The organism is Salmonella sp. SAL00653, assembly GCF_046552515.1.
GTDB lineage: Bacteria > Pseudomonadota > Gammaproteobacteria > Enterobacterales > Enterobacteriaceae > Salmonella > Salmonella enterica.
Genome location: NZ_JBGDTY010000021.1, coordinates 24,191 through 44,575 on the forward strand (window position 1 = coordinate 24,191; position 20,385 = coordinate 44,575).

Consider the following 20,385-nt stretch of genomic DNA (forward strand, 5'->3'; position numbering starts at 1 on the left):
AGACCTTTAACGTTTTGCCAAAGCCTCTACCTCACTGACCGTCTGACTAAACCTTTCTGTTTCCAGTTCAACGCTAATCGCACGCCGCCCTGATAACAGCGCTGCCTTTACGGTTGAACCGGAGCCCATGAAAAAATCAGCAACAAGATCGCCGGGTTTACTGCTGGCATTAATAATTTGCAGCAGCATATCAGCTGGTTTTTCACATGGATGTTTTCCTGGGTAAAACTGAACAGGTTTATATGTCCAGACATAGGTGTAAGGTATAGATGCTGAAACAGTGAAATAACGCCAGAACGATTTGTACTCTTCCAGCAGTTATGACTATCTGCGACTTAAGAAATGCCAGGTAGTTTCGGATACAAAAACCCGCGCAATGCGGGTTTTCCAGGTTGCGTTAAAATTCTGCTTTCATCTGACCGGGGAATTTCTTAGTTGCAGCGTAATAGCTTCCAAGTGTGTAGGCTTTCATTTGTTGTTCGGTATCAACTTTACACGCTGCATTATAGCAAGCACCACTCACCATTCCAAAAGACACGCCCTTGCTTGAGAGATCTGATTTAACTTCCTCTATGTTATTTTTCCCCATAGCTACTACACATCCCGTCACGATATATCTTGCCTTAGCATCATCCATGCTCAGAATAACCGTATTGCCCAACTTACTATAGCCATCGTTTTTATAAACACCCATTGCAAACTCACGACACTCAGCATAATACGGGCTTGATTTTACTTGTGTATAGTCGGGTAATTTCATCCCTGCGCAACCAACTATACTAAAACCGATCGCTGTGATTAGTATTTTTTTCATCATACTGATATCCCAAAACATCCTATGAACTCATTCATTTAATAACGATTCCCTCGTTGGATCGTAGATATACGTTTTTGTCCAACCACCAAAAATGATAAAAAGATTTTTTTAGGGATACCAACGCATTTTTCTGTTTTGTGATGTTTCAGGTACAAAAAAAACCCGCTCAGTGGCGGGCTTGTGTGTGTTGCTCAGTTCGCTTTACCGTCCCGAGCCTATCACAATTCAATCATTTACTGGCTCACTTTTCAAGTAAAATCTGTCGCTATTTGTGCCAAATTTGTCACACATTGGCGCGTATAGCATGGATTCGGCAAGACTTAGCCAGGAGTCAATACGTCGGCGGCAAGTCATATAACACCATTCCGGGTGTTTTACCTGTAGTTCTTCAGCCATAAGGCGTTTGCTCTTACGCAGGCGATATCGATTCACTATGATGCTGTAAAGCCCTGAATGACCTTCTCTAACCAGAGTGGTGCCAATAACACCGTCTATTTTCAATCCCTCCTCGTCAGAACAAAATGCTAATCCTGACTTATTTTTGCTGTCGAGTATTTCACGAAGAAAGGCCTCCAGCTCTGGCTTAGTGATACCAGATTTTTTTATCCGACGAAGAGCGTCGTTAATAGCGGTTTTAGTTATCTTCCCGGATGACAGAAGCTGGTTAAACATATTCCCACCACTACCACCACCAATATATGACCAGCGCCCCCACATTCGAAGCTTGCCTTGTATCCAGATACTTTCAAGAGTCCGGAGGCGAACCATTTCACCAGACTTACCAACTTCAGAAGGATTAATCATTAAGCGTTCTCCATTTACGCCAGCACGCCAATTGCCAGCGCGCGATCGATAAAACGAAATATCAACTCCAGTTGAGAGCCGTATTTCTCTTCGAATGCCACGGTATCCGCATGTAACTCATTGTGATGCGTTCTGCACAACGGCAGCACAAAGAGGTCATGCGCCTTTGTTCCCATCCCTCCCTGACCGTGGCCTATCAGGTGATGCGGATCATCCGCCTGCTTCCCGCAGCACGCGCACGGCTGGGATTTAACCCAGCGGGTATATCTCTCATTGACCCATCGACGGCGTTTCGGACGTAACATGAAGCTTTCCGGCGATTCCGGATCAACCCTGAGCACCAGTACCTTTTTCGCCTTATCCTGTACAATGCTGGTGGCAGGCACCGAGGGAACAATTTCACTTTCACGGGTAGCTGACTGGACAATTGCCTTCGGCATCCTTAATGCTTTTCTCGCTGCGCTCTCGGGTAAGACTTCTGCCAGGTCATTGCGTACCATCCACCAGCACAGTTCCGGGAGCGTGACTGCGTGCATATCGTCAAAACCCAGATCACGACAAACAACCGATAAAACCCATTTTGTCGTGTTCTCCACAGCTATTGATTCCAGCCGTTCCGTAAACTGTTCGCGCAGCAGGTTATCGCAGTGCCAGCACAGTCGGATTGCCCCCGGGGCGTGGCGCATGGTTGTCATCTGTTCGCTGTGCCAGTCTGAATGCGGCCACTGACAGCCATTCCCCCGGAGTAGCCAGCTTTCCAGACTATCCAGACCACCAGCACGATAAATAACCGACTCATTACGGAACACATCACGAACAGCAGGATCATCCGCCAGCGGCTGTGATACCGCCGGGACCGCGCCGCTGGCGAAAGATGAAAATTGCTCCGGCTCTGGTTCAAGCAGAACACGCCCCTGCATAAACAGGGGCATCAGTTCCGATCCCGGCCTGAACAATACAACGCCCATACGAGGAGCAATTTCAGGGGTCAGTAACGCTCTCACGATCACCTCAATGAACGGTATCGAGCAGCTTCAGCAGCTCAGGGAATTTGGATTCGAAGAAATGCGGCTGCGTCTCGCGAGGGTTTGCCGGGCTGGTGATGTTTTTGCCGAACATGCAGCCTTTCGCCGTCAGCGACCAGAATTTTTTAATGCCGTTAATCGCGGAGCGACTGTAACGCTCACGATGTTCAACAACACCCAGCTTTGCTAACTGCTGATACGCCTGATTAGCCGTCATCCGGATACCATGCTGTTTTAACAGCGCGCTCAGTGCCAGCGTCGGGCGGCTTGAACCATCCAGCGCGCCAGCCGGAGCATCAATGGCATATTGTGGCGCCAGGTTAGGTAGTCCCACTGCCTCCTGGAGTTTCTGGCACGCGCCCAGTACCGATGAATTGGACAGGTTTAACTCTTTGCGCATAAAACCCAGCAGAATCACCCCCGCCTGCATCTTATCGGCAGCCATACCAGAAGATGTTTGTGGCGCACTGGTAATCCGATCGAACGTGCGGATCACCTTGAGATGGAAAGACGGACTGATCCACATTGCATAAGCAAATACCAGTTCTTTGCATACGTATGTACCTTGTTCAGCACCACCGCGAACAGTATTTACTGGAGCACGTGCCAAACTTCGGGTATCACTACCGCCCTGAAAAAAGCTAACAGATTGATTTTGTTCCGAGGGTGGAATTCCGCCCTCGGTGAAAAGTTGCTCAATCAGTTCACGGGTTTGCTTATTATCAAGCCAGTACTTCGGACGGTATTTCTGCTCTCCACCCGCAGCCCGGTGCAAATCGTTAAGACAATAGCGCCCATGAACGTCGCGGCGAACTTCGATACCATCAATGACCATTAAATTATTCATGCTTCTTTCTCCATTTTCAGGCGGCTGCACCCGCCCTTGTTTCAAATTTCGTGATCGTGATTTCTACCTTCCCCTTCGGGAAAACTGGTCCCCACTCCACCAGCATTCTCTTTACCTGGCTGTCGTCCTCCCAGACTCCTGCGTGAGTCAGTGCGTCGAACAGCGCTTTGTTATAATTGTCCAAATCCCTGATCCGCTTATCTGGCGGATACAGGATGATTTCTACCGCTGCATGGGTTGATGTCGGTTTCGGTAGTCGGCGAAGTTGCTCAATGATGGCGGCACACGTTGCGCTCCGAAATTTGCGTCCCGCCACACTTATCAGGCTCTTTCCGGCAAACGGCCCTTTGTTGGGATGACGCCAGTAAGTGTTTACGCTCGGTGGAAATGGCAGGGTCAGCTTCATACCGCCACCTTCCCGACCAGGCGTTTCGCTTCGCGGTGGATCTGCGCCAGAAACGCTTCGCCACCAGCTTCAAGCTCATCACGCCCGATATAGCTGATCGCTGGCCCTTTCCAGGTTTTATCGAATACAGCGATCGCCCCCGCAAAGAAAGCGCCGGTAGGCACCTGTTTTTCATCTTTCGGGATAAACCATGCCGGCAGTTCGAAACCAATTCGGCCACGAATAAACGCGATATGGTCTGCATCTTCCGGCCACCATACTTCGCTGATGGCAGCTTTGATCAGGAAAACATAGCGCCCGCCCTTATCCCGCATAGCGCTGGTATGCCTCATGATGTATCGCATACCTGTGATGTATTGCCCTTCATGCTGGCTGGCGCGACTGTAAGGAGGATTACCAAAAGCGGCCCCGTTGAGTTCAGCCAGACGATCCGCCCAGTCATGCGCCAGCGCGTTATCTTCCGCTGTGTAATAGTCCTCACATTTGGCGTTTTCATCGTCCGAGAAAAGATCGAGAACAAACGGACCAAACATGGCATTTATGCCCCAGTAAATGTTGTCCGGCGTGCGCCACTGATCGCCGACTTCTTTCAGTTCGTGCGCTGATTTGTTGCGCAGTTCTGCCAGCGCCTGGCAATATTTATTGCTCATTAAGACCCCACATAATTCCCTGACAGATACCACTCACTACCTGATGCAACATGCTTTCTGCTCTTCCGCAAACACCGTTCACGGCGCGCCAGAAAGGCGCTACGTTCCGACGGGATATGACTCTCCCGGAATGCCTCCATCCATACCGTAGCTGCACGACGGAACAACCCTCCCGACTCCAGTGTTTCTGCCTGACGTATCAGATGCATAATCACCTGCGGGTCGTTGGTTCCGACATAAAAGCTCCGCACAGGTTTAGTCCCGATATCTGGCTCCTGATCCGGCTGTATGTCTGTCTCAAGAGCAAAATGCCTGCGAGTTTTACCTTCAAAGCGATGAGCAACACGCCCGCACTGGCGTAACTTACTTGCCGACTGCAGGACGCTTTTACGCGGGAAATCTGCAAAAGCATTCGCTATATCGCTGGAAGTACATCCCGGATGGGATTCAATGAATTTCTGAACGTCTCCCATAAGACTCATATCACCCCCTGAACCCTGTCGGGATCTGGCTGTAATCCACATTCCCGTAGCTGGATTTGAACATCGGATCTTCACGTCCAGGACTAGGTGCAGCAGGAACAGCCCATAACTCCCCAAAATGACGATCGGGACCAAAAAACGTGGTGGCCTGTTTCACGAATTGCGTGCCGCTGTTCCCCGTTGCAGATACCCATCCCGCATAACGCGTTACGCCTTCCAGCATGGTTTCAGCATTTACCCCCTCTTTCAGACGGGCTTTCCAGGCTTTGTAGGCTGCTGATTTTGAATTTCCACCTGCACGTTTTGGATATGCCAACCAGGCCTGCTCGAACTCTGGTGAATATTCCTGCCGGGCAGAACAGACTGACGCAGACGCGTAAGCAGATGCGCCAATGGTTTTTGATTCATTGACTGGTTCTTTGACTGGTTCAAAAGAGTGACTGGTTCTGGGTGAATCTCCTTCACTACCCCCTGGTGCAACTCCTGCACTACCTAGTGAATTTGCTGCACCAGGTAATGAATTATTTGCACTCCCCCCTAGTGAATCTCCTGCACCATCAAGACGAAGGAGGTAAATATTACTTGAGTTACCTTTTTCACCTTTCCGGGTGACTTTTTTTACCAGACCGCACTCACAAAGTGCCGAAATATGATTCATCACAGAGCGTTTGCTAATCTCGCACTGATCAGCGATATGCTGGTAGCTGGGCCAGCACTCGCCATGATCACTGGCATTATCAGCCAGCTTAATCAGAACCAGTTTTCGTAATGGATTACCCACTCGAATTTTCATCGCCTTAACCATCAGTTCCATGCTCATGCAGCACCTCCGAGATGCTTCATGTTTTTGCCGGAACGAAAGGCAATAAGAGGCATGTTGACGCGGTAATTACGCCCAAGAGGCTCACAGACAACCTTCTGACACTCGCGATCGACCAGGCTAATACGCAGAACGTACCCTTCTGGTGTGCTGTACCACTGTCCTGGACGAGGGCAATGAAAACGTTGGCTGGTGAACCGCTTAAAAATATTCCGGATCATTTGCGCCCCCTTACCTCTGAACGGTTCAGTGTCATATTGATAAGGCTCGCAAGCGCCGCAGCGTCATTGATGCGGTCGTACAGGCTTACGGCCAGCGGAGATTCCGCTTTTTCCAGCATGGGATAAAGCTGCTGTAACCAGACCTGATGAATGGATGAAATGTAGGAATAAAGAACGCTGGCATTATGTGCTGCATCGCTCAGCACCGATGGAGCTGAAAGCTGTCTCTCCATCTGGTCAAAAGCTTTGATATACGCTTCTTTGAAACGGGCCGCTCGTTTACCCGTAAAACTCATGGCCAGGAACGCAAAACCGTTTCTGGTGATGTGATAACACTGTAACTTACGCCCTGTTACATCGGTGTATTTGCTGAGCGAGAAATTTCGCTCGGTAAATTCGACAGAACAATCCAGGCGGGAAATCTTAGCCAGTACGTCTTTATGTGGCTTATGGAAATAATCGGCAACAGCCAGTGAGGAAGTAACGACTTTGCCATCAATAACGCAAAGTTCAGGTTGATCGAGGGTTGGGATGGTAGTCATAACGACAGCCCCTGTGATGAGTTTTGACTTATCACCACAAGCTGCTGCTAAACAACTGGTGGTGACCTGAGCAGGGTTAGCAGACCGGTCATCACAGAACCCGGCGAGCCTTTCGGCTCCCCTACCCAAGCCACCATAATTCAAATGTGACGGGGCATTGCACACAAAAAAACCGCAGGCGCGGTTGTGCGCTGTGATGTGTTCCAGGCTGCTAAACCCGGTTGCTGGATTTACAGCAACGCGAGAAATATAACCCGGAACACCAGCAAGGCGCAACAAGCGGAGATAGTCAAAAAGGGATAACGCCGTAATGCAGCGTTTCTCCATCTGGTTAAAGGCATTGATGTATGCCTCTTTGAATTGGGCGGCGCGTTTGCCCGTAAAGCCCATAGCAAGGAAAGCAAAACCATCGCGTGTGATTTGATAGCATGGGAGTTTGCGAGTACCGCCGTTGGGCTGATTTATTGAAATCGATGTAAACGCAAAATTGCGTTTACGAAATAGAGTGGAACATTCGAGAGATTCTATTTTACGGATAACATCAGCGTGACGCTTGATGAAGTAGTCGGCAACAGCCAGGGAGGAAGTAACGGCTTGGCCGTTAATAATTCTAATTTCAGGTTGAGCGAGGGTTGTGACAGTAGCCATAGTGGCAGCCTCTATGTTGAATTCAATGAACTCACCACCAAGGCTTTCCACGACCTTATAGGTGGTGAGACGTACAGGGGTGGAAATACCGGTCAACATAGAACCCGGCCCAGCCGAAACTGGCCCTGCACGCCCCACCATAATTTGGGCGTAGCAATGCTCATGACAAGAAAAAACCGCATGAGCGCGGTTGTGCTCTATATTGAATTCCGGGTTTCCACGCCCGGCACCCGCTTTATAAGGTGCCTGAATAGTGTAACGTCCCGGAATTGCAGAATCAATACATTGTACAAACATAACAATTTTGTTATGTTTACATCTATGAACTACACTATTGAGTACTACAACGAGGAAGTCCGGATTGAGGTGGATCAGCTTCCATTGAGTATGCGAGCCAGATATCAGCACCTTGTTGAACGAATGAAGGTGTATGGCAGCAATCTCGGAGAACCTCACACCAGCGCCTTTGGTGATGGGCTTTTTGAGCTTCGGATTAAAGGTAGCGATGGCATCGCTCGCGTTTTTTACTGCACCCTGGCAGGGAAGCGCATCGTCATGCTGCACAGCTTTATAAAGAAGACGCAGAAAACCCCTGTAGCTGAACGCAAAAAGGCAGAAACCAGAATGAAGGAGGTTAAGCATGACTGGTAAACGTAATGCGCCAACTATAACGCACGATGAAATGGCCGCTAAATGGATGGAAGACCCAGCGTTCAAAGCTGAATATGACGCCATTGCTGATGAGTTCGCGTTGCTTGACGAAATGCTGGCCGCACGTAAAGAAGCAGGTCTCACCCAGGCTGAAGTTGCTGAACGGATGGGAACAAAAGCCACTGCTATAACCAGAATGGAAAGCAACCTTGCTGCTGGCGTCAGCGGACCATCTTTTACTACGCTGAAAAAGTTCGCACAGGCAACCGGGAAAAAACTCCAGATCCGCTTCGTGTAAACTTCTACTATTGCGCCGTCACTCTGGCGGCGCTTCACACTCAACAAAATCACGTCTGAATTTCCACAAAGGGCTAAAACACTCATGCGGATAGCCCTTGCGCAGATAGATAACGCGCTCAGTTTCTGGTTCCCAGCGAATGACATGGACATAAAGTCCCCTTCCATCCCGAAACCAGCGGTTAAGTTCCTGCACGATTCATCCCCCACGGTCAGGCTGTGTTCCCTGTGGTTATGCACGACCAGGCTATTTGGTAATCTGCATTCATGACGCAACGGCCGGTACTCATACATCCCCGGTTGTTGCGACAAACGGTTATTTACCGTTAAACTGTTCATGCGTTGGTTTTCTCCATAAAATTTGACGCCACGGCGCCCGGAGCTGCACACTCGCGGGCGTCACCCTTTTCTGGCGCGCAAAAAACTCTGTATACCAGTGTCGAATGCTGTTGCAGCTTTGCGATCGCCTGATACAACTCCTCATCAATCACGGCTTTTTCATGTGGCTCAATAACGCCATCTTCGATAGCCACCCTGATTTGCTGGGAATAACTGGTGATCTGCTCAATCGCTTCCAGCAGGCGCTGATTAATATCTGCGTTATCCACTTCTTCCATATCTGCCAGCGGAACAAAAACGCCACCTGATGCCCTGGCTACTGAATGTGCCAGGTGATAGGTTCCTCCGGCACGTTGCAGTACCAGCGCCCACCCAATCGGGAAGATTTGATCACCACCAGTACGCAGGCGGTTAAACAGAGCATCTTTGGTGACATCCAGCCATTCCGCAGCTTCTTCATAACCGCCATGCAGACTGGAAATCGTCTTTTTAATCGCAGCCACCAGCCAGCGGGGCTGCTTTTCAACTTTCCATTCAGGTTCATGTCCCACGGATCTACTCCTTCTGCTGTGGTGGCGGTCAAATCGCCGAATCACTAAGCTGATATCTGTTTGGATACAAAATTTGCATCTCGCTAATTTCTCCGGCGTAAAATTGAGCCAGGCGCTCAGCAAGCTCTGTTGAAGGAGCCTGCTCGCATCTTTCAACCCGGCTTAATGTTGCAGGATCAACCTGAACCCCTTTAGCGACGTGCTGTAACGTATAACCATGCGATTTCCGCAATTTTCTCAATGGTGATTGCATAAAACCTCCTTCTTTTGCGCGTGTCGCATGTTATTTCATACAGCAAACTTGCGCAAGTTGATTTGCACAATGCGCAAAAAATTAATGTAATGAACGCATGAATATAGGAAACCGTGTCAGACAACTTCGCCGCGCGAAGAACATGAAAATTGCTGAGCTAGCAGAAGCCATCGGCGTGGATGCCGCAAACATCTCTCGTCTGGAGACTGGCAAGCAAAAGCAATTTACCGAACAAACACTTTCTAGGCTGGCTGACTGCTTAGGTGTTGATATAGCAGAACTCTTTACCTCAGACTCAAAAGGTAATACTGTATGTAAACACAGTGATATGAGGAAGGATTCAGCTAACGTGAAGGATTTGTTCCGTATCGAGATACTGGATGTCAGTGCAAGCGCCGGTAATGGACTCATTCAGGGCGGTGATGTTATCGATGTAATCCATGCTATCGAATATAACAAGGACAAAGCATTAGCTATGTTTGGCGGGCGCCCTGCCGCTGAGCTTAAAGTGATTAACGTGCGCGGTGACAGCATGGCGCCAACAATTGAACCGGGAGATCTTATTTTTGTCGATATAAGCATCAACCAGTTCGATGGTGATGGCATCTATGTATTTGGCTTTGATGATAAAATATACGTAAAAAGGCTGCAGATGATCCCCGATAAATTATTGGTGATATCTGATAACACTAACTACAGGGAATGGAGTATTACCAAAGACAACGAGTGCAGGTTCGGTGTTTTTGGCAAGGTTCTGATAAGCCAGACGCAGTCACTCAAACGACACAATTAATAGAAAGCGTCGACAAGGCCACCATTATGGTGGCTTTTTTTTTGACTCAAAATTGCACATATCGCAATTTTATACTTGCGTAATGTGCAATTTAAATGTAATTTGCACTCATAGAGCAGCGAACAGGCAGGACGCCCACGAAGTAGCCGCAGGTGGCGTATGAATAACCGGATGATTCGCGAATGATTTAACTAAGGTATGGATATGCAACAAGAAAGATGGGTGATTGAAATTTCTGATGGGCGCTACGCGTTCACCAAAGAAATTAACGGGAGCATTGATGAAAGTTACGCCCCCGTATGCAAGGCGAAAGCTGCAGTGTTCGCATCAGCGATTATTCAAGGTTTTCAACCACCACGTGACCTTCGGAGTTGCGATAAACAAGCTGGTTGAATTCTACCTGGATTAGATTTTCCCCTCGTTGTTTAAGGCGATAGAAATCTAACCCACTGAATGAAATTTTAGTGTCGCGCGGGTAGTGCTTTAGACGGTCAAGCAACTCACCCACAGTAATAAGATGTTCATCAAGCATAAAAATATCCTCAAGTTGTAGAGACTTAAAGGATACCACCGAGCCTGATGTGGTGAAAAGACAGGCACACAACGATGAGAGTATTGACGAGCAAGGCATAAGTGCTGGTTCGATTCCAGACAGACCTCTTTAGTGAGGTGGGTTGGGCAGAGAAAAGGTCCGTTCAATTCGGACACCGGTAATGCTCTCATCGTTGTGGTAATCCGCGAAATGGCGCGGCGGTAAGTATGGCGGGTTTTTCTCCATTTGTACCCAGTAGGACACCGGGTTGTCAGGTTGACCATGCGCCTGAGTGACAGCCACACCACAACGTTATTGCTGTGTGAAGTCTTGTCGGCGTCCGGCTCTTCCAACAACAGGAGGAAGGCGACAGTGTTCTGCCGTGACGCCGACCTTTTTACACAACAGAAAAGAGCATCTCCGTGCGACGGACTCATTACCCAATCCACCCGGAAAGCTGTTACAGCAGGTGCTCTTTTCTGTTTTGTGGAGAAACCAACTGGCGGTGGCAACCGCCATATTGAGGGGTTAACGATGAATGATGACCGCATGACCGCATGACCGTAGTGCCCGACTTTCTGGGCGAACTGGATGCCGGCGTGTTCATGAACAAAATCGCGGCAGCGCTGAATACTGTCGGATTAGGCGTTCTGAATAACGGCAATAAAGGCAAGGTAGTGCTCACCTTTGATTTTGAGCGCATGGGAAATTCAGTCGAAGAGAAGCGCGTCAAAATTAAACACAAGCTGCAGTACAGCACTCCGACGCCACGCGGTAAAGCGTCAGAAGAGGACACAACAGAAACCCCAATGTGGGTTAACAAGGGCGGAAAGCTCACCATACTGCAGGAAGATCAGGGTCAACTGTTCAGTATTAAAGGCACTACTGACGGAAAGCTTAAAGCGGCTCAGTGAACCGCAGCTAACCAATTCACTGCCACCACTTCGATCATTAATTAATAAGGAATTTTTATGTCTCAGTTAGACAGCGGCACTTTTCAGCAGGTAAAAGACCTGGTTCTTTCTGGCTATCACCTGAACGATATTCAGGGGCTGGCTTGCCCGACAGCATTATTGCCTGCCGGGACAGGTGTTGAAAGCCTCGAACGCTTTGCTCTGGAGCGTTTCCGCTTCCGCGGCGCCATGACTACCACCAGCATTGAAGACTTTGTCCGTTATTCAAAGGGCTATGCCAGTGCAACCGAAAAAGCACGCTGCTTTATTGATGCTGACCATATGACAGCTCGCTCAGTTTTCAATATTGGTACGCTTGATAACCCCGGTCATGCAGACAACGTTGCTTCTATCACGCTGAAACAGACTGCACCATTCCGCGCCCTGCTCCAGATCAACGGGGAACGCCTGAAACAAAAACAGATCGCCGAATGGCTTGAAGACTGGAGCGATTATCTCCTGGCGTTCGATTCTGACGGTAACACAATGCAGATTTCACAGGCTGCCCAGGCTGTTCGCCGCATTACGATCCAACAGGCAACCCAGCAGGATCATGAAGATGGCGATTTCAGCGGTAAGAAATCCCTTATGCAAAGCATTGAGGCCAGCAGCAAAGACGTTATGCCGGTGGCTTTTGAGTTCAAATGTGTTCCGTATGAGGGTCTCGGTGAACGTGCGTTCAGCCTCCGCAACAGCCTGCTGACCGGTGATGAACCTCGCTTTGTTCTGCGTATCGTACAACTGGAAGCGCAGGAAGAAGCGATCGCCAGTGAATTCCGCGACCTGCTTATCAGCAAATTCGACGGTGAATCAGTAGAAACGTTCATCGGTAACTTTAAAGCGTAATTGCTCTGCATTAAATCCCCGGCGCCGCGGGGATTTATTGAAGTGTAATTCTGTTAATTATCGCCACCCGGCGAGGGATTCGCACAACCAAAATTCACGCGGTGCAGCGCGAAATAAATTATAAGGAGAACCAACGATGAGTTTTATTCAAACACTTTCAGGTAAACAATTTGATTATCTCAGCGCAACTATTGACGACATTGATATTGAAGATATCGCCGTGGCGCTTTCCAATATTTGCCGCTTCTCCGGAAATGTTCCTGAATTTGTTTGTGGAAGCGCTTTGAAGAACTAATTCCTACCACCAGCACTGATATTTGATGTTACAGCCCGGGTGCAGCCGGATTATATGGAGAAATCACCATGCTTCAGATGATGACGTTAGAAGAATGGGCCGCAGAGAAATACCGGAGTAATCCACCGAGCATTAATACATTACGACGGTATGCCAAACAAAGCATGTTCACTCCCCCAGCCCAGAAAGAAGGAAAATTCTGGCGTGTGCGAGAAGATGCGGAAATAACCGGAAATATAACTCAACCAGTGATTAAAAAATCAGATCCGCCACTGCTTCAGAGGATATTATCCGATGGCTGCCAGACCACGTAAAAACAATGTCAAGGTGCCAAACCTTTACCCATTATACAGTCGCAAAGTTAATAAAATTTACTGGCGATACAAACATCCCGTTACTGGGAAATTTCATAGCCTCGGAACAAATGAGGAAGAGGCTATTGCAATAGCAAGTGAGGCAAATGCCCGTCTGGCTGAACAGCGTACGCGCCAGATATTAGCAATCAGTGACAGGATCGCCAGCAGTAAAGGAAAGGCTATTACCACATCAACGTGGCTTGATCGATACTGGAAAATCCAAGGCGAAAGACTGGAAAGCGGAGATATAAAACCAAATACCTATAAACAAAAAGCCAAGCCCGTTACCCTACTTCGGGAAAGGGTTGGTATGAAGATTATTTCGTCAGTAGATGTTCGTGATATTGCTGAGATTCTTGAGGAGTATATTTCAGATGGACAGCCGCGAATGGCGCAAGTGATTCGTTCTGTATTGATCGACGTTTTTAAAGAGGCACAGCATTTCGGGGAGGTTCCACCGGGCTATAACCCTGCCCTGGCAACAAAACAGCCACGGCGCCGTATCACGCGCCAGCGTCTAAATCTGGAGGAGTGGCAGCGAATTTTCAATATCGCCGACGCAAACCACCAGTACATGGGGAATGCTATGCTGCTCGCGCTCGTCACCGGCCAGCGTCTGGGGGACATTTCGAAGATGAAGTTCAGTGATATATGGGATGATCAACTGCATATTGTTCAGGAAAAAACTGGAAGCAAGATAGCCATTCCACTTTCACTTCGCTTGAATGCCATTAACTGGAGTCTGCGGGATGTTGTGACACGTTGCCGTGATTATGCTGTAAGTCCATATCTTGTTCACTTCTTCCGGACTACGTCGCAAGCAGAGCGTGGGGCGCAAGTAAAGTCCCACACCATTACCATGAATTTCAGCAAAGCTCGGGATAAAGCAGATATTGACTGGGGATCCGGCACTCCAGCTACCTTCCATGAACAGCGCTCACTTGCTGAGCGACTTTACGAGGCTCAGGGGATTAATACTCAAAAGCTGCTCGGACATAAATAGCCAAATCAGACAGCCCGTTATCATGACGATCGGGGTAAAGGATGGACTATTATTGCGGTCTGAATTGAGGGAGTTTTGATAAATTTTTTTGATAAAATTTTGATAACCGTTCGAATACTAATAATAAAAACGGGGACGTTAAGTCCCCGTTTTTGTTTTTAACAATTATCGTTATTACATATTCGCGATAATCGCGTCGCCAAACTCACTACATTTCAGCAGCTTAGCGCCTTCCATCAGGCGTTCAAAGTCATAGGTCACGGTCTTCGCGGCAATCGCGCCTTCCATACCTTTAACAATCAGATCCGCCGCTTCGAACCACTGCATGTGACGCAGCATCATCTCCGCAGACAGAATAATGGAGCCTGGGTTGACTTTATCCTGGCCCGCATATTTCGGCGCAGTCCCGTGAGTCGCTTCAAACAACGCGCATTCGTTGCCGATATTCGCACCCGGTGCAATACCGATACCGCCAACCTGAGCCGCCAGGGCATCGGAAATATAGTCACCGTTCAGGTTCATACAGGCGATAACGTCGTATTCCGCCGGACGCAACAGGATTTGTTGCAGGAACGCATCGGCGATAACGTCTTTAACCACGACCTCTTTACCCGTGTTCGGGTTCTTAATTTTCAGCCACGGACCGCCGTCAATAAGCTCACCGCCGAACTCGTCGCACGACAACTGGTAGCCCCAGTCTTTAAACGCGCCTTCGGTGAACTTCATGATATTGCCTTTATGTACCAGCGTGACGGAATCGCGATCGTTGGTAATAGCGTATTCAATCGCCGCGCGAACCAGACGTTTAGTGCCTTCTTCAGAACACGGTTTGATACCGATACCGCAGTGCTCCGGGAAGCGAATTTTCTTCACGCCCATCTCTTCGCGCAGAAACTTGATCACTTTCTCAGCGTCTGCAGAGTCAGCTTTCCATTCAATTCCGGCGTAGATGTCTTCAGAGTTTTCACGGAAGATGACCATATCGGTCAGCTCCGGATGTTTCACCGGACTTGGCGTGCCCTGATAGTAACGAACGGGACGCAGACAAACGTACAGGTCAAGCTCCTGACGCAGGGCAACGTTCAGAGAGCGAATACCGCCGCCAACCGGCGTGGTCAACGGACCTTTAATCGCTACGCGGTAATCACGAATCAAATCAAGGGTTTCAGCGGGGAGCCAGACATCCTGGCCGTAAACCTGTGTGGATTTTTCTCCGGTGTAAATTTCCATCCAGGAAATTTTACGCTCGCCTTTATAGGCTTTCTCGACGGCGGCATCGACCACTTTAAGCATGGCTGGAGTGACATCAACACCGATACCATCGCCTTCAATAAACGGGATAATCGGATTCTCAGGAACGTTGAGTTTGCCGTTTTGCAGGGTGATCTTCTTACCTTCCACCGGAACAACTACTTTGCTTTCCATTCACCTCTCCTTCGAGCGCTTCTGGTTTGCTCGTCTGTCATCGCGCTGCATGTGCAATGGCGTCCTGCTGCACGACTGCGTTAGAGCAATTTTTTGTTAATGTTTTGTAATGAGCATGTCAATACTACCCTATTGTTTGCCGCCATGAAAGACACTCATTATTGCGCTATAATGCGGCAATTAATAAGTTCTGAAAACACCATGCAAAAAACTTCTTTTAGAAATCACTACGTTAAGCGATTCAGCTCACGACAAGCATCTAAATCACGGAAAGAAAACCAGCCAAAACGCGTGGTTTTGTTCAATAAACCTTACGATGTGTTGCCGCAGTTCACGGATGAAGCAGGTCGCCGCACGTTAAAAGATTTTATTCCTGTGCAAGGCGTTTATGCCGCAGGCCGCCTGGACTGCGACAGCGAAGGGCTTTTGGTGCTGACTAATGACGGCGTGCTGCAGGCGCTTCGTACTGGCGTCACGCTCAACGATGGCCCTACCCTGCCCGCCGGTATTGAGATTGTCGCGGAGCCTGACTGGCTGTGGCCGCGCACCCCGCCGATTCGCGAACGGAAGAATATTCCCACCAGTTGGCTAAAAGTCACCTTATATGAAGGCCGCAACCGCCAGGTAAGACGCATGACAGCGCATGTCGGTCATCCCACTCTACGATTAATTCGTTACAGCATGGGCGACTACACGCTCAACGGCCTCGATAATGGACAGTGGCGCGAGATCGCACAGGAGAAAGACAGATGAAACGGCTTCTCATTGCTTTTGCTTTATTAACACCGTTATCCGTTAATGCGGCCAGCTTCGACTGCCAGAAAGCGCAGGCTGCGGATGAAAAGGCTATCTGCGCGCACCTGACGCTGAATGATAAAGACGTGGAAATGCACACCAAATATCAGTTTCTGAAAGGGTTGTTCGCGATGGGCAGTCGCGGCGCCCTGCAGGACGCCCAGCAGAGCTGGCTTAAACAGCGTCAGCAGTGCAAGGCCGACGTCACCTGCCTGACAAAAGCTTATAACGAGCGTCTGAAACAGCTTGACGTGATCTATGACCACATTGATAAACCGCTTTAATAAGGATGCCTATGTTCAAGCCGCACGTGACCGTTGCCTGCATCGTACATGCCGAAGATAAATTTCTGGTGGTGGAAGAGACCATCAACGGTAAATCGTTATGGAATCAACCTGCCGGACACCTGGAGGCAGATGAAACGCTGGCGCAGGCCGCCGCGCGTGAACTGTGGGAAGAGACTGGCATCACGGCGCAACCACAGTATTTTATCCGTATGCATCAGTGGATTGCGCCGGATAAGACCCCGTTCCTGCGCTTTTTATTCGCTATCAAGCTTGATCATATTTGCGCGACCGAACCCCATGACAATGACATCGATTGCTGCCGTTGGGTGAGCGCCGACGAGATTCTGAACGCGCCGAATTTACGTTCTCCGCTGGTGGCTGAAAGCATTCGCAGTTATCAAACGGGACAATGTTACCCCTTATCTATAGTGGGCGAATTTAACTGGCCGTTTACAGAGGGTGTCAAGTAAAGGGCTGCGTGGTAGAATACGCCGCCTTGAAGTTCAATGTCGCGAGTATTCCAATGTCAGAAAGCCCAAAAAAAGTGATCGTCGGCATGTCCGGCGGTGTCGACTCCTCCGTTTCCGCCTGGCTGTTGCAACAACAGGGTTATCAGGTAGAAGGCCTGTTCATGAAGAACTGGGAAGAGGACGATGGTGAGGAATACTGTACCGCGGCAGCCGATCTGGCTGACGCGCAGGCCGTGTGCGACAAGCTTGGCATTGAACTGCATACCGTTAATTTTGCCGCAGAATATTGGGATAACGTCTTTGAACTGTTCCTTGAAGAGTACAAAGCGGGCCGTACGCCGAATCCGGATATTCTGTGCAATAAAGAGATCAAATTTAAAGCCTTCCTTGAATTTGCCGCAGAAGATTTAGGCGCCGACTATATCGCCACCGGTCACTACGTCCGTCGCGCGGATGTAAACGGCAAAAGCCGGTTGTTGCGCGGGCTCGACGGTAACAAAGATCAGAGCTACTTCCTCTATACGCTTGGCCATGAGCAGATTGCGCAAAGTCTGTTCCCGGTTGGCGAGCTGGAAAAACCGCAGGTGCGTAAAATCGCCGAAGATCTGGGGCTAGTAACCGCAAAGAAAAAAGATTCTACCGGTATCTGCTTTATCGGCGAGCGCAAATTCCGCGACTTTTTAGGGCGCTATCTGCCTGCGCAGCCGGGGAAAATCATTACCGTTGACGGCGATGAAATCGGCGAGCATCAGGGTCTGATGTATCATACGCTCGGTCAGCGTAAAGGGCTGGGAATCGGCGGCACCAAAGACGGTAGCGAAGACCCCTGGTATGTGGTGGATAAAGACGTTGAAAACAATGTGTTAATTGTCGCCCAGGGGCATGAGCACCCACGTCTGATGTCGGTAGGCCTCATCGCCCAGCAGCTACATTGGGTCGATCGCGAACCGTTCACCGGCACTCTGCGCTGTACGGTAAAAACCCGCTACCGCCAGACCGATATTCCGTGCACGATTAACGCGCTGGATGACGATCGTATCGAGGTCATTTTTGACGAGCCGGTTGCCGCCGTTACGCCGGGCCAGTCCGCTGTCTTTTACAGCGGCGAAGTCTGCCTGGGCGGCGGCATTATCGAGCAGCGACTGCCGCTGACGGTCTGATTATTCAATACACAACATCATTCAAGTCGCCTCAAAGCGGCTTAAAAGATGAAGTGTATTTTATTTGATACAAGGAAGCAGTGATTGTGGCAAAGAATTATTATGACATCACCCTCGCTCTGTCTGGCATTTGCCAGTCGGCACGCCTGGTACAACAACTGGTGCACCAGGGGCACTGTGATGCCGACGCGTTGCACGTTTCACTCAACAGTGTCATTGATATGAATCCCAGTTCTACTCTGGGCGTGTTCGGCGGCAGCGAAGCTAACCTGCGTCTTGGTCTGGAAACACTGCTCGGCGTGCTGAATGCCAGCAGCCGACAAGGACTTAACGCCGAACTGACGCGTTATACGCTTAGCCTGATGGTGCTGGAGCGCAAGCTGTCATCCGCCAAAGGCGCGTTGAATACGTTAGGCGATCGCATTAACGGCCTGCAGCGCCAGCTTGACCATTTTGATTTACAGTCAGACACGTTAATGAGCGCCATGGCGGGCATCTACGTGGATGTGATTAGCCCATTGGGCCCGCGCATTCAGGTGACGGGCTCCCCGGCCGTTCTGCAAAGTCCGCAGGTGCAGGCCAAAGTCCGCGCCTCGCTACTGGCAGGCATCCGTGCAGCCGTGCTCTGGCATCAGGTAGGCGGTGGTCGCCTACAGCTTATGTTTTCTCGTCATCGCCTGACGACTCAGGCAAAACAAATTCTTGCTCATTTAACCCCGGAGTTATGATCTATGGAATTATCCTCACTGACCGCCGTTTCCCCTGTCGATGGACGCTACGGCGATAAAGTCAGCGCGCTGCGCGGAATTTTTAGCGAATACGGTTTGCTGAAATTTCGTGTACAAGTCGAAGTACGTTGGCTGCAGAAATTAGCCGCGCACGCAGCGATCAAGGAAGTTCCTGCTTTTGCTGCCGACGCAAACGGTTACCTGGATACGCTTGTTGCAAACTTCAATGAAGAAGATGCCGCGCGCATTAAAACCATTGAGCGTACGACTAACCATGATGTGAAGGCAGTTGAGTATTTCCTGAAAGAAAAAGTCGCCGCGATCCCGGCGCTACATGACGTTTCCGAATTTATCCACTTTGCCTGCACTTCTGAGGACATTAACAACCTGTCGCACGCGTTAATGCTCAAAACCGCGCGCGATGAAGTGATCCTGCCTTACTGGCGTCAGGTGATTAACGCAGTTAAAGATCTCGCCACGCAGTATCGCGACATTCCTCTGCTCTCCCGCACCCACGGCCAGCCGGCAACGCCTTCCACTCTGGGTAAAGAGATGGCGAACGTGGCGTATCGGATGGAGCGTCAGTTCCGCCAGCTCAACCAGGTGGAGATCCTCGGTAAAATTAACGGCGCCGTAGGCAACTATAACGCGCATATCGCCGCCTATCCGGAAGTTGACTGGCATCAGTTCAGCGAAGAGTTCGTCACCTCTCTGGGCATCCAGTGGAATCCTTACACCACCCAGATTGAACCGCATGATTATATTGCGGAACTGTTTGACTGTATCGCGCGCTTTAACACCATCCTGATCGATTTCGATCGCGATGTCTGGGGCTATATTGCGTTGAACCATTTCAAACAGAAAACCATCGCCGGGGAGATCGGTTCTTCTACCATGCCGCATAAAGTTAACCCCATTGACTTTGAAAACTCAGAAGGCAACCTCGGTCTGTCTAACGCAGTGTTGCACCATCTGGCAAACAAACTGCCGGTTTCCCGCTGGCAGCGCGATCTGACCGACTCAACCGTCCTGCGTAACCTGGGTGTCGGCATCGGCTATGCGCTTATCGCTTATCAGTCCACCCTGAAGGGCGTCAGCAAGCTGGAAGTAAACCGCGATCATCTGCTTGACGAACTGGATCACAACTGGGAAGTATTAGCCGAACCGATCCAGACCGTCATGCGCCGCTATGGTATTGAAAAACCATATGAAAAACTGAAAGAGTTGACCCGTGGCAAGCGTGTTGATGCCGAAGGAATGAAACAGTTTATTGATAGTCTGGCCCTGCCGGAAGCAGAAAAAACGCGCCTTAAAGCCATGACGCCGGCAAATTATATCGGTCGCGCTGTGACTCTGGTCGACGAACTTAAATAATGCCTGCCTCACCCT

The 20,385-nt window shown here is 49.6% G+C and carries 27 protein-coding genes and 4 pseudogenes; 14 read left to right on the top strand and 17 right to left on the bottom strand.

The annotated features are described in order from the left end of the window. Nucleotides 1-6: 6 nt before the first annotated feature. From ACLJRU_RS20760 to ACLJRU_RS20815, 12 genes and pseudogenes are all read right to left on the bottom strand, one after another. Nucleotides 7-318: pseudogene (locus tag ACLJRU_RS20760) on the bottom strand (site-specific DNA-methyltransferase); the annotation flags it as partial. Nucleotides 319-397: 79 nt separating this feature from the next. Then, on the bottom strand, nucleotides 398-817 hold the full coding sequence (locus tag ACLJRU_RS20765) for a hypothetical protein (protein ID WP_001539755.1): 420 nt from the start codon (nucleotides 815-817) through the stop codon (nucleotides 398-400). Between the two features lie 225 nt (nucleotides 818-1,042). Continuing rightward, nucleotides 1,043-1,621, bottom strand: coding sequence for a DUF1133 family protein (locus ACLJRU_RS20770; protein ID WP_001539753.1), 579 nt, complete (start codon nucleotides 1,619-1,621; stop codon nucleotides 1,043-1,045). 14 nt (nucleotides 1,622-1,635) lie between these two features. Further along, nucleotides 1,636-2,625, bottom strand: coding sequence for a DUF968 domain-containing protein (locus ACLJRU_RS20775; protein ID WP_001539752.1), 990 nt, complete (start codon nucleotides 2,623-2,625; stop codon nucleotides 1,636-1,638). A 7-nt stretch (nucleotides 2,626-2,632) separates the two neighbouring features. After that, on the bottom strand, nucleotides 2,633-3,493 hold the full coding sequence (locus ACLJRU_RS20780) for a KilA-N domain-containing protein (protein ID WP_001539751.1): 861 nt from the start codon (nucleotides 3,491-3,493) through the stop codon (nucleotides 2,633-2,635). A 16-nt stretch (nucleotides 3,494-3,509) separates the two neighbouring features. Then, entirely contained in the window at nucleotides 3,510-3,899 is a 390-nt protein-coding gene (locus tag ACLJRU_RS20785; protein WP_001539749.1) for a RusA family crossover junction endodeoxyribonuclease, read from the bottom strand. Next, a complete protein-coding gene (locus tag ACLJRU_RS20790; RefSeq protein WP_001539748.1) occupies nucleotides 3,896-4,549 on the bottom strand; it encodes a phage N-6-adenine-methyltransferase in 654 nt (217 codons plus the stop codon). Before ACLJRU_RS20790 ends, ACLJRU_RS20785 begins: the two co-directional genes overlap by 4 nt. Continuing rightward, a complete protein-coding gene (locus ACLJRU_RS20795) occupies nucleotides 4,549-5,031 on the bottom strand; it encodes a PerC family transcriptional regulator (RefSeq protein WP_023234881.1) in 483 nt (160 codons plus the stop codon). The genes ACLJRU_RS20790 and ACLJRU_RS20795 overlap by 1 nt, the downstream gene beginning before the upstream one ends. 1 nt (nucleotide 5,032) lies before the next feature. Further along, entirely contained in the window at nucleotides 5,033-5,851 is an 819-nt protein-coding gene (locus ACLJRU_RS20800; RefSeq protein WP_001539747.1) for a helix-turn-helix domain-containing protein, read from the bottom strand. Further along, nucleotides 5,848-6,072, bottom strand: a complete 225-nt coding sequence (locus tag ACLJRU_RS20805; RefSeq protein WP_000620702.1) for a hypothetical protein — start codon at nucleotides 6,070-6,072, stop codon at nucleotides 5,848-5,850. Before ACLJRU_RS20805 ends, ACLJRU_RS20800 begins: the two co-directional genes overlap by 4 nt. Continuing rightward, a pseudogene (locus ACLJRU_RS20810) lies at nucleotides 6,069-6,754 on the bottom strand (Rha family transcriptional regulator); the annotation flags it as partial. The pseudogene ACLJRU_RS20810 and the gene ACLJRU_RS20805, both read right to left, overlap by 4 nt. Before the next feature lie 175 nt (nucleotides 6,755-6,929). Continuing rightward, nucleotides 6,930-7,559: pseudogene (locus ACLJRU_RS20815) on the bottom strand (Rha family transcriptional regulator); the annotation flags it as partial. A gap of 123 nt (nucleotides 7,560-7,682) precedes the next feature. On the opposite strand from ACLJRU_RS20815, the gene ACLJRU_RS20820 reads away from it, so the two are divergent. Next, complete coding sequence (locus tag ACLJRU_RS20820; protein ID WP_108429764.1) at nucleotides 7,683-7,913, top strand: type II toxin-antitoxin system RelE/ParE family toxin; 231 nt, start codon at nucleotides 7,683-7,685, stop codon at nucleotides 7,911-7,913. Then, the gene (locus ACLJRU_RS20825; protein WP_000147078.1) at nucleotides 7,903-8,211 is read left to right on the top strand and encodes a helix-turn-helix domain-containing protein; all 309 of its coding nucleotides are present in this window, start codon (nucleotides 7,903-7,905) and stop codon (nucleotides 8,209-8,211) included. The genes ACLJRU_RS20820 and ACLJRU_RS20825 overlap by 11 nt, the downstream gene beginning before the upstream one ends. Nucleotides 8,212-8,229: 18 nt before the next feature. Here ACLJRU_RS20825 and ACLJRU_RS20830 read toward each other — a convergent pair whose 3' ends face one another. From ACLJRU_RS20830 to ACLJRU_RS20840, 3 genes are all read right to left on the bottom strand, one after another. Then, nucleotides 8,230-8,406, bottom strand: a complete 177-nt coding sequence (locus tag ACLJRU_RS20830; protein WP_001525520.1) for a DUF4222 domain-containing protein — start codon at nucleotides 8,404-8,406, stop codon at nucleotides 8,230-8,232. 139 nt (nucleotides 8,407-8,545) lie between these two features. Continuing rightward, on the bottom strand, nucleotides 8,546-9,100 hold the full coding sequence (locus tag ACLJRU_RS20835) for a YmfL family putative regulatory protein (RefSeq protein WP_000509731.1): 555 nt from the start codon (nucleotides 9,098-9,100) through the stop codon (nucleotides 8,546-8,548). Between the two features lie 28 nt (nucleotides 9,101-9,128). Then, nucleotides 9,129-9,353 carry a helix-turn-helix domain-containing protein gene (locus ACLJRU_RS20840; RefSeq protein ID WP_001191666.1) on the bottom strand — a complete coding sequence of 75 codons (225 nt, stop codon included), beginning with the start codon at nucleotides 9,351-9,353 and terminating at the stop codon, nucleotides 9,129-9,131. Between the two features lie 97 nt (nucleotides 9,354-9,450). On the opposite strand from ACLJRU_RS20840, the gene ACLJRU_RS20845 reads away from it, so the two are divergent. Next, on the top strand, nucleotides 9,451-10,146 hold the full coding sequence (locus tag ACLJRU_RS20845; protein WP_001020640.1) for an XRE family transcriptional regulator: 696 nt from the start codon (nucleotides 9,451-9,453) through the stop codon (nucleotides 10,144-10,146). Nucleotides 10,147-10,480: 334 nt separating this feature from the next. On the opposite strand, the gene ACLJRU_RS20850 is transcribed toward ACLJRU_RS20845, so the two are convergent. Further along, on the bottom strand, nucleotides 10,481-10,678 hold the full coding sequence (locus ACLJRU_RS20850) for a hypothetical protein (RefSeq protein WP_001624554.1): 198 nt from the start codon (nucleotides 10,676-10,678) through the stop codon (nucleotides 10,481-10,483). 557 nt (nucleotides 10,679-11,235) lie between these two features. On the opposite strand from ACLJRU_RS20850, the gene ACLJRU_RS20855 reads away from it, so the two are divergent. The 5 genes and pseudogenes from ACLJRU_RS20855 (at nucleotide 11,236) to ACLJRU_RS20875 (ending at nucleotide 14,194) form a co-directional block, all read left to right on the top strand. After that, nucleotides 11,236-11,592: a hypothetical protein gene (locus ACLJRU_RS20855; RefSeq protein WP_001539742.1), complete on the top strand. Its 357-nt coding sequence runs from the start codon at nucleotides 11,236-11,238 to the stop codon at nucleotides 11,590-11,592. A 57-nt stretch (nucleotides 11,593-11,649) separates the two neighbouring features. Further along, the gene (locus ACLJRU_RS20860) at nucleotides 11,650-12,477 is read left to right on the top strand and encodes a YfdQ family protein (RefSeq protein ID WP_023234876.1); all 828 of its coding nucleotides are present in this window, start codon (nucleotides 11,650-11,652) and stop codon (nucleotides 12,475-12,477) included. Nucleotides 12,478-12,613: 136 nt separating this feature from the next. Further along, on the top strand, nucleotides 12,614-12,772 hold the full coding sequence (locus tag ACLJRU_RS20865; protein WP_000008355.1) for a hypothetical protein: 159 nt from the start codon (nucleotides 12,614-12,616) through the stop codon (nucleotides 12,770-12,772). A 68-nt stretch (nucleotides 12,773-12,840) separates the two neighbouring features. Next, the gene (locus tag ACLJRU_RS20870) at nucleotides 12,841-13,086 is read left to right on the top strand and encodes an excisionase (RefSeq protein ID WP_000939947.1); all 246 of its coding nucleotides are present in this window, start codon (nucleotides 12,841-12,843) and stop codon (nucleotides 13,084-13,086) included. Next, nucleotides 13,067-14,194: pseudogene (locus ACLJRU_RS20875) on the top strand (site-specific integrase). Before ACLJRU_RS20870 ends, ACLJRU_RS20875 begins: the two are co-directional and overlap by 20 nt. A gap of 111 nt (nucleotides 14,195-14,305) precedes the next feature. Here ACLJRU_RS20875 and icd read toward each other — a convergent pair. Further along, nucleotides 14,306-15,556, bottom strand: coding sequence for an NADP-dependent isocitrate dehydrogenase (gene icd, locus ACLJRU_RS20880; RefSeq protein WP_023234874.1), 1,251 nt, complete (start codon nucleotides 15,554-15,556; stop codon nucleotides 14,306-14,308). A 171-nt stretch (nucleotides 15,557-15,727) separates the two neighbouring features. On the opposite strand from icd, the gene ACLJRU_RS20885 reads away from it, so the two are divergent. The 6 genes from ACLJRU_RS20885 (at nucleotide 15,728) to purB (ending at nucleotide 20,370) form a co-directional block, all read left to right on the top strand. Then, entirely contained in the window at nucleotides 15,728-16,309 is a 582-nt protein-coding gene (locus ACLJRU_RS20885) for a 23S rRNA pseudouridine(2457) synthase RluE (protein ID WP_023234873.1), read from the top strand. Beyond that, nucleotides 16,306-16,635 (top strand): lysozyme inhibitor LprI family protein, encoded by a 330-nt coding sequence (locus tag ACLJRU_RS20890; protein WP_000825957.1) that lies wholly within the window; start codon nucleotides 16,306-16,308, stop codon nucleotides 16,633-16,635. The genes ACLJRU_RS20885 and ACLJRU_RS20890 overlap by 4 nt, the downstream gene beginning before the upstream one ends. Before the next feature lie 11 nt (nucleotides 16,636-16,646). After that, a complete protein-coding gene (locus tag ACLJRU_RS20895; RefSeq protein ID WP_000476069.1) occupies nucleotides 16,647-17,108 on the top strand; it encodes an NUDIX hydrolase in 462 nt (153 codons plus the stop codon). 53 nt (nucleotides 17,109-17,161) lie between these two features. After that, nucleotides 17,162-18,268 (top strand): tRNA 2-thiouridine(34) synthase MnmA, encoded by a 1,107-nt coding sequence (mnmA, locus tag ACLJRU_RS20900; protein WP_000004540.1) that lies wholly within the window; start codon nucleotides 17,162-17,164, stop codon nucleotides 18,266-18,268. A gap of 86 nt (nucleotides 18,269-18,354) precedes the next feature. After that, nucleotides 18,355-18,996 carry a high frequency lysogenization protein HflD gene (hflD, locus tag ACLJRU_RS20905; protein WP_023236528.1) on the top strand — a complete coding sequence of 214 codons (642 nt, stop codon included), beginning with the start codon at nucleotides 18,355-18,357 and terminating at the stop codon, nucleotides 18,994-18,996. 3 nt (nucleotides 18,997-18,999) lie between these two features. Further along, nucleotides 19,000-20,370: an adenylosuccinate lyase gene (gene purB, locus ACLJRU_RS20910; RefSeq protein WP_000423763.1), complete on the top strand. Its 1,371-nt coding sequence runs from the start codon at nucleotides 19,000-19,002 to the stop codon at nucleotides 20,368-20,370. Nucleotides 20,371-20,385: the final 15 nt, after the last annotated feature.

Excerpts from the sequence above, each read along its gene's own strand:
- ACLJRU_RS20870 (WP_000939947.1), top strand. The coding sequence starts at position 12,841 with ATGCTTCAGATGATGACGTTAGAAGAATGGGCCGCAGAGAAATACCGG.
- mnmA (WP_000004540.1), top strand. The coding sequence starts at position 17,162 with ATGTCAGAAAGCCCAAAAAAAGTGATCGTCGGCATGTCCGGCGGTGTC.
- icd (WP_023234874.1), bottom strand. The coding sequence starts at position 15,556 with ATGGAAAGCAAAGTAGTTGTTCCGGTGGAAGGTAAGAAGATCACCCTG.
- ACLJRU_RS20770 (WP_001539753.1), bottom strand. The coding sequence starts at position 1,621 with ATGATTAATCCTTCTGAAGTTGGTAAGTCTGGTGAAATGGTTCGCCTC.
- ACLJRU_RS20885 (WP_023234873.1), top strand. The coding sequence starts at position 15,728 with ATGCGGCAATTAATAAGTTCTGAAAACACCATGCAAAAAACTTCTTTT.
- ACLJRU_RS20855 (WP_001539742.1), top strand. The coding sequence starts at position 11,236 with ATGACCGTAGTGCCCGACTTTCTGGGCGAACTGGATGCCGGCGTGTTC.
- ACLJRU_RS20860 (WP_023234876.1), top strand. The coding sequence starts at position 11,650 with ATGTCTCAGTTAGACAGCGGCACTTTTCAGCAGGTAAAAGACCTGGTT.
- ACLJRU_RS20765 (WP_001539755.1), bottom strand. The coding sequence starts at position 817 with ATGATGAAAAAAATACTAATCACAGCGATCGGTTTTAGTATAGTTGGT.
- ACLJRU_RS20845 (WP_001020640.1), top strand. The coding sequence starts at position 9,451 with ATGAATATAGGAAACCGTGTCAGACAACTTCGCCGCGCGAAGAACATG.
- purB (WP_000423763.1), top strand. The coding sequence starts at position 19,000 with ATGGAATTATCCTCACTGACCGCCGTTTCCCCTGTCGATGGACGCTAC.
- ACLJRU_RS20780 (WP_001539751.1), bottom strand. The coding sequence starts at position 3,493 with ATGAATAATTTAATGGTCATTGATGGTATCGAAGTTCGCCGCGACGTT.
- ACLJRU_RS20785 (WP_001539749.1), bottom strand. The coding sequence starts at position 3,899 with ATGAAGCTGACCCTGCCATTTCCACCGAGCGTAAACACTTACTGGCGT.
- ACLJRU_RS20825 (WP_000147078.1), top strand. The coding sequence starts at position 7,903 with ATGACTGGTAAACGTAATGCGCCAACTATAACGCACGATGAAATGGCC.
- ACLJRU_RS20850 (WP_001624554.1), bottom strand. The coding sequence starts at position 10,678 with ATGCTTGATGAACATCTTATTACTGTGGGTGAGTTGCTTGACCGTCTA.
- ACLJRU_RS20800 (WP_001539747.1), bottom strand. The coding sequence starts at position 5,851 with ATGAGCATGGAACTGATGGTTAAGGCGATGAAAATTCGAGTGGGTAAT.
- ACLJRU_RS20805 (WP_000620702.1), bottom strand. The coding sequence starts at position 6,072 with ATGATCCGGAATATTTTTAAGCGGTTCACCAGCCAACGTTTTCATTGC.
- ACLJRU_RS20840 (WP_001191666.1), bottom strand. The coding sequence starts at position 9,353 with ATGCAATCACCATTGAGAAAATTGCGGAAATCGCATGGTTATACGTTA.
- ACLJRU_RS20790 (WP_001539748.1), bottom strand. The coding sequence starts at position 4,549 with ATGAGCAATAAATATTGCCAGGCGCTGGCAGAACTGCGCAACAAATCA.
- ACLJRU_RS20890 (WP_000825957.1), top strand. The coding sequence starts at position 16,306 with ATGAAACGGCTTCTCATTGCTTTTGCTTTATTAACACCGTTATCCGTT.
- ACLJRU_RS20820 (WP_108429764.1), top strand. The coding sequence starts at position 7,683 with ATGAAGGTGTATGGCAGCAATCTCGGAGAACCTCACACCAGCGCCTTT.
- ACLJRU_RS20895 (WP_000476069.1), top strand. The coding sequence starts at position 16,647 with ATGTTCAAGCCGCACGTGACCGTTGCCTGCATCGTACATGCCGAAGAT.
- ACLJRU_RS20865 (WP_000008355.1), top strand. The coding sequence starts at position 12,614 with ATGAGTTTTATTCAAACACTTTCAGGTAAACAATTTGATTATCTCAGC.
- ACLJRU_RS20795 (WP_023234881.1), bottom strand. The coding sequence starts at position 5,031 with ATGAGTCTTATGGGAGACGTTCAGAAATTCATTGAATCCCATCCGGGA.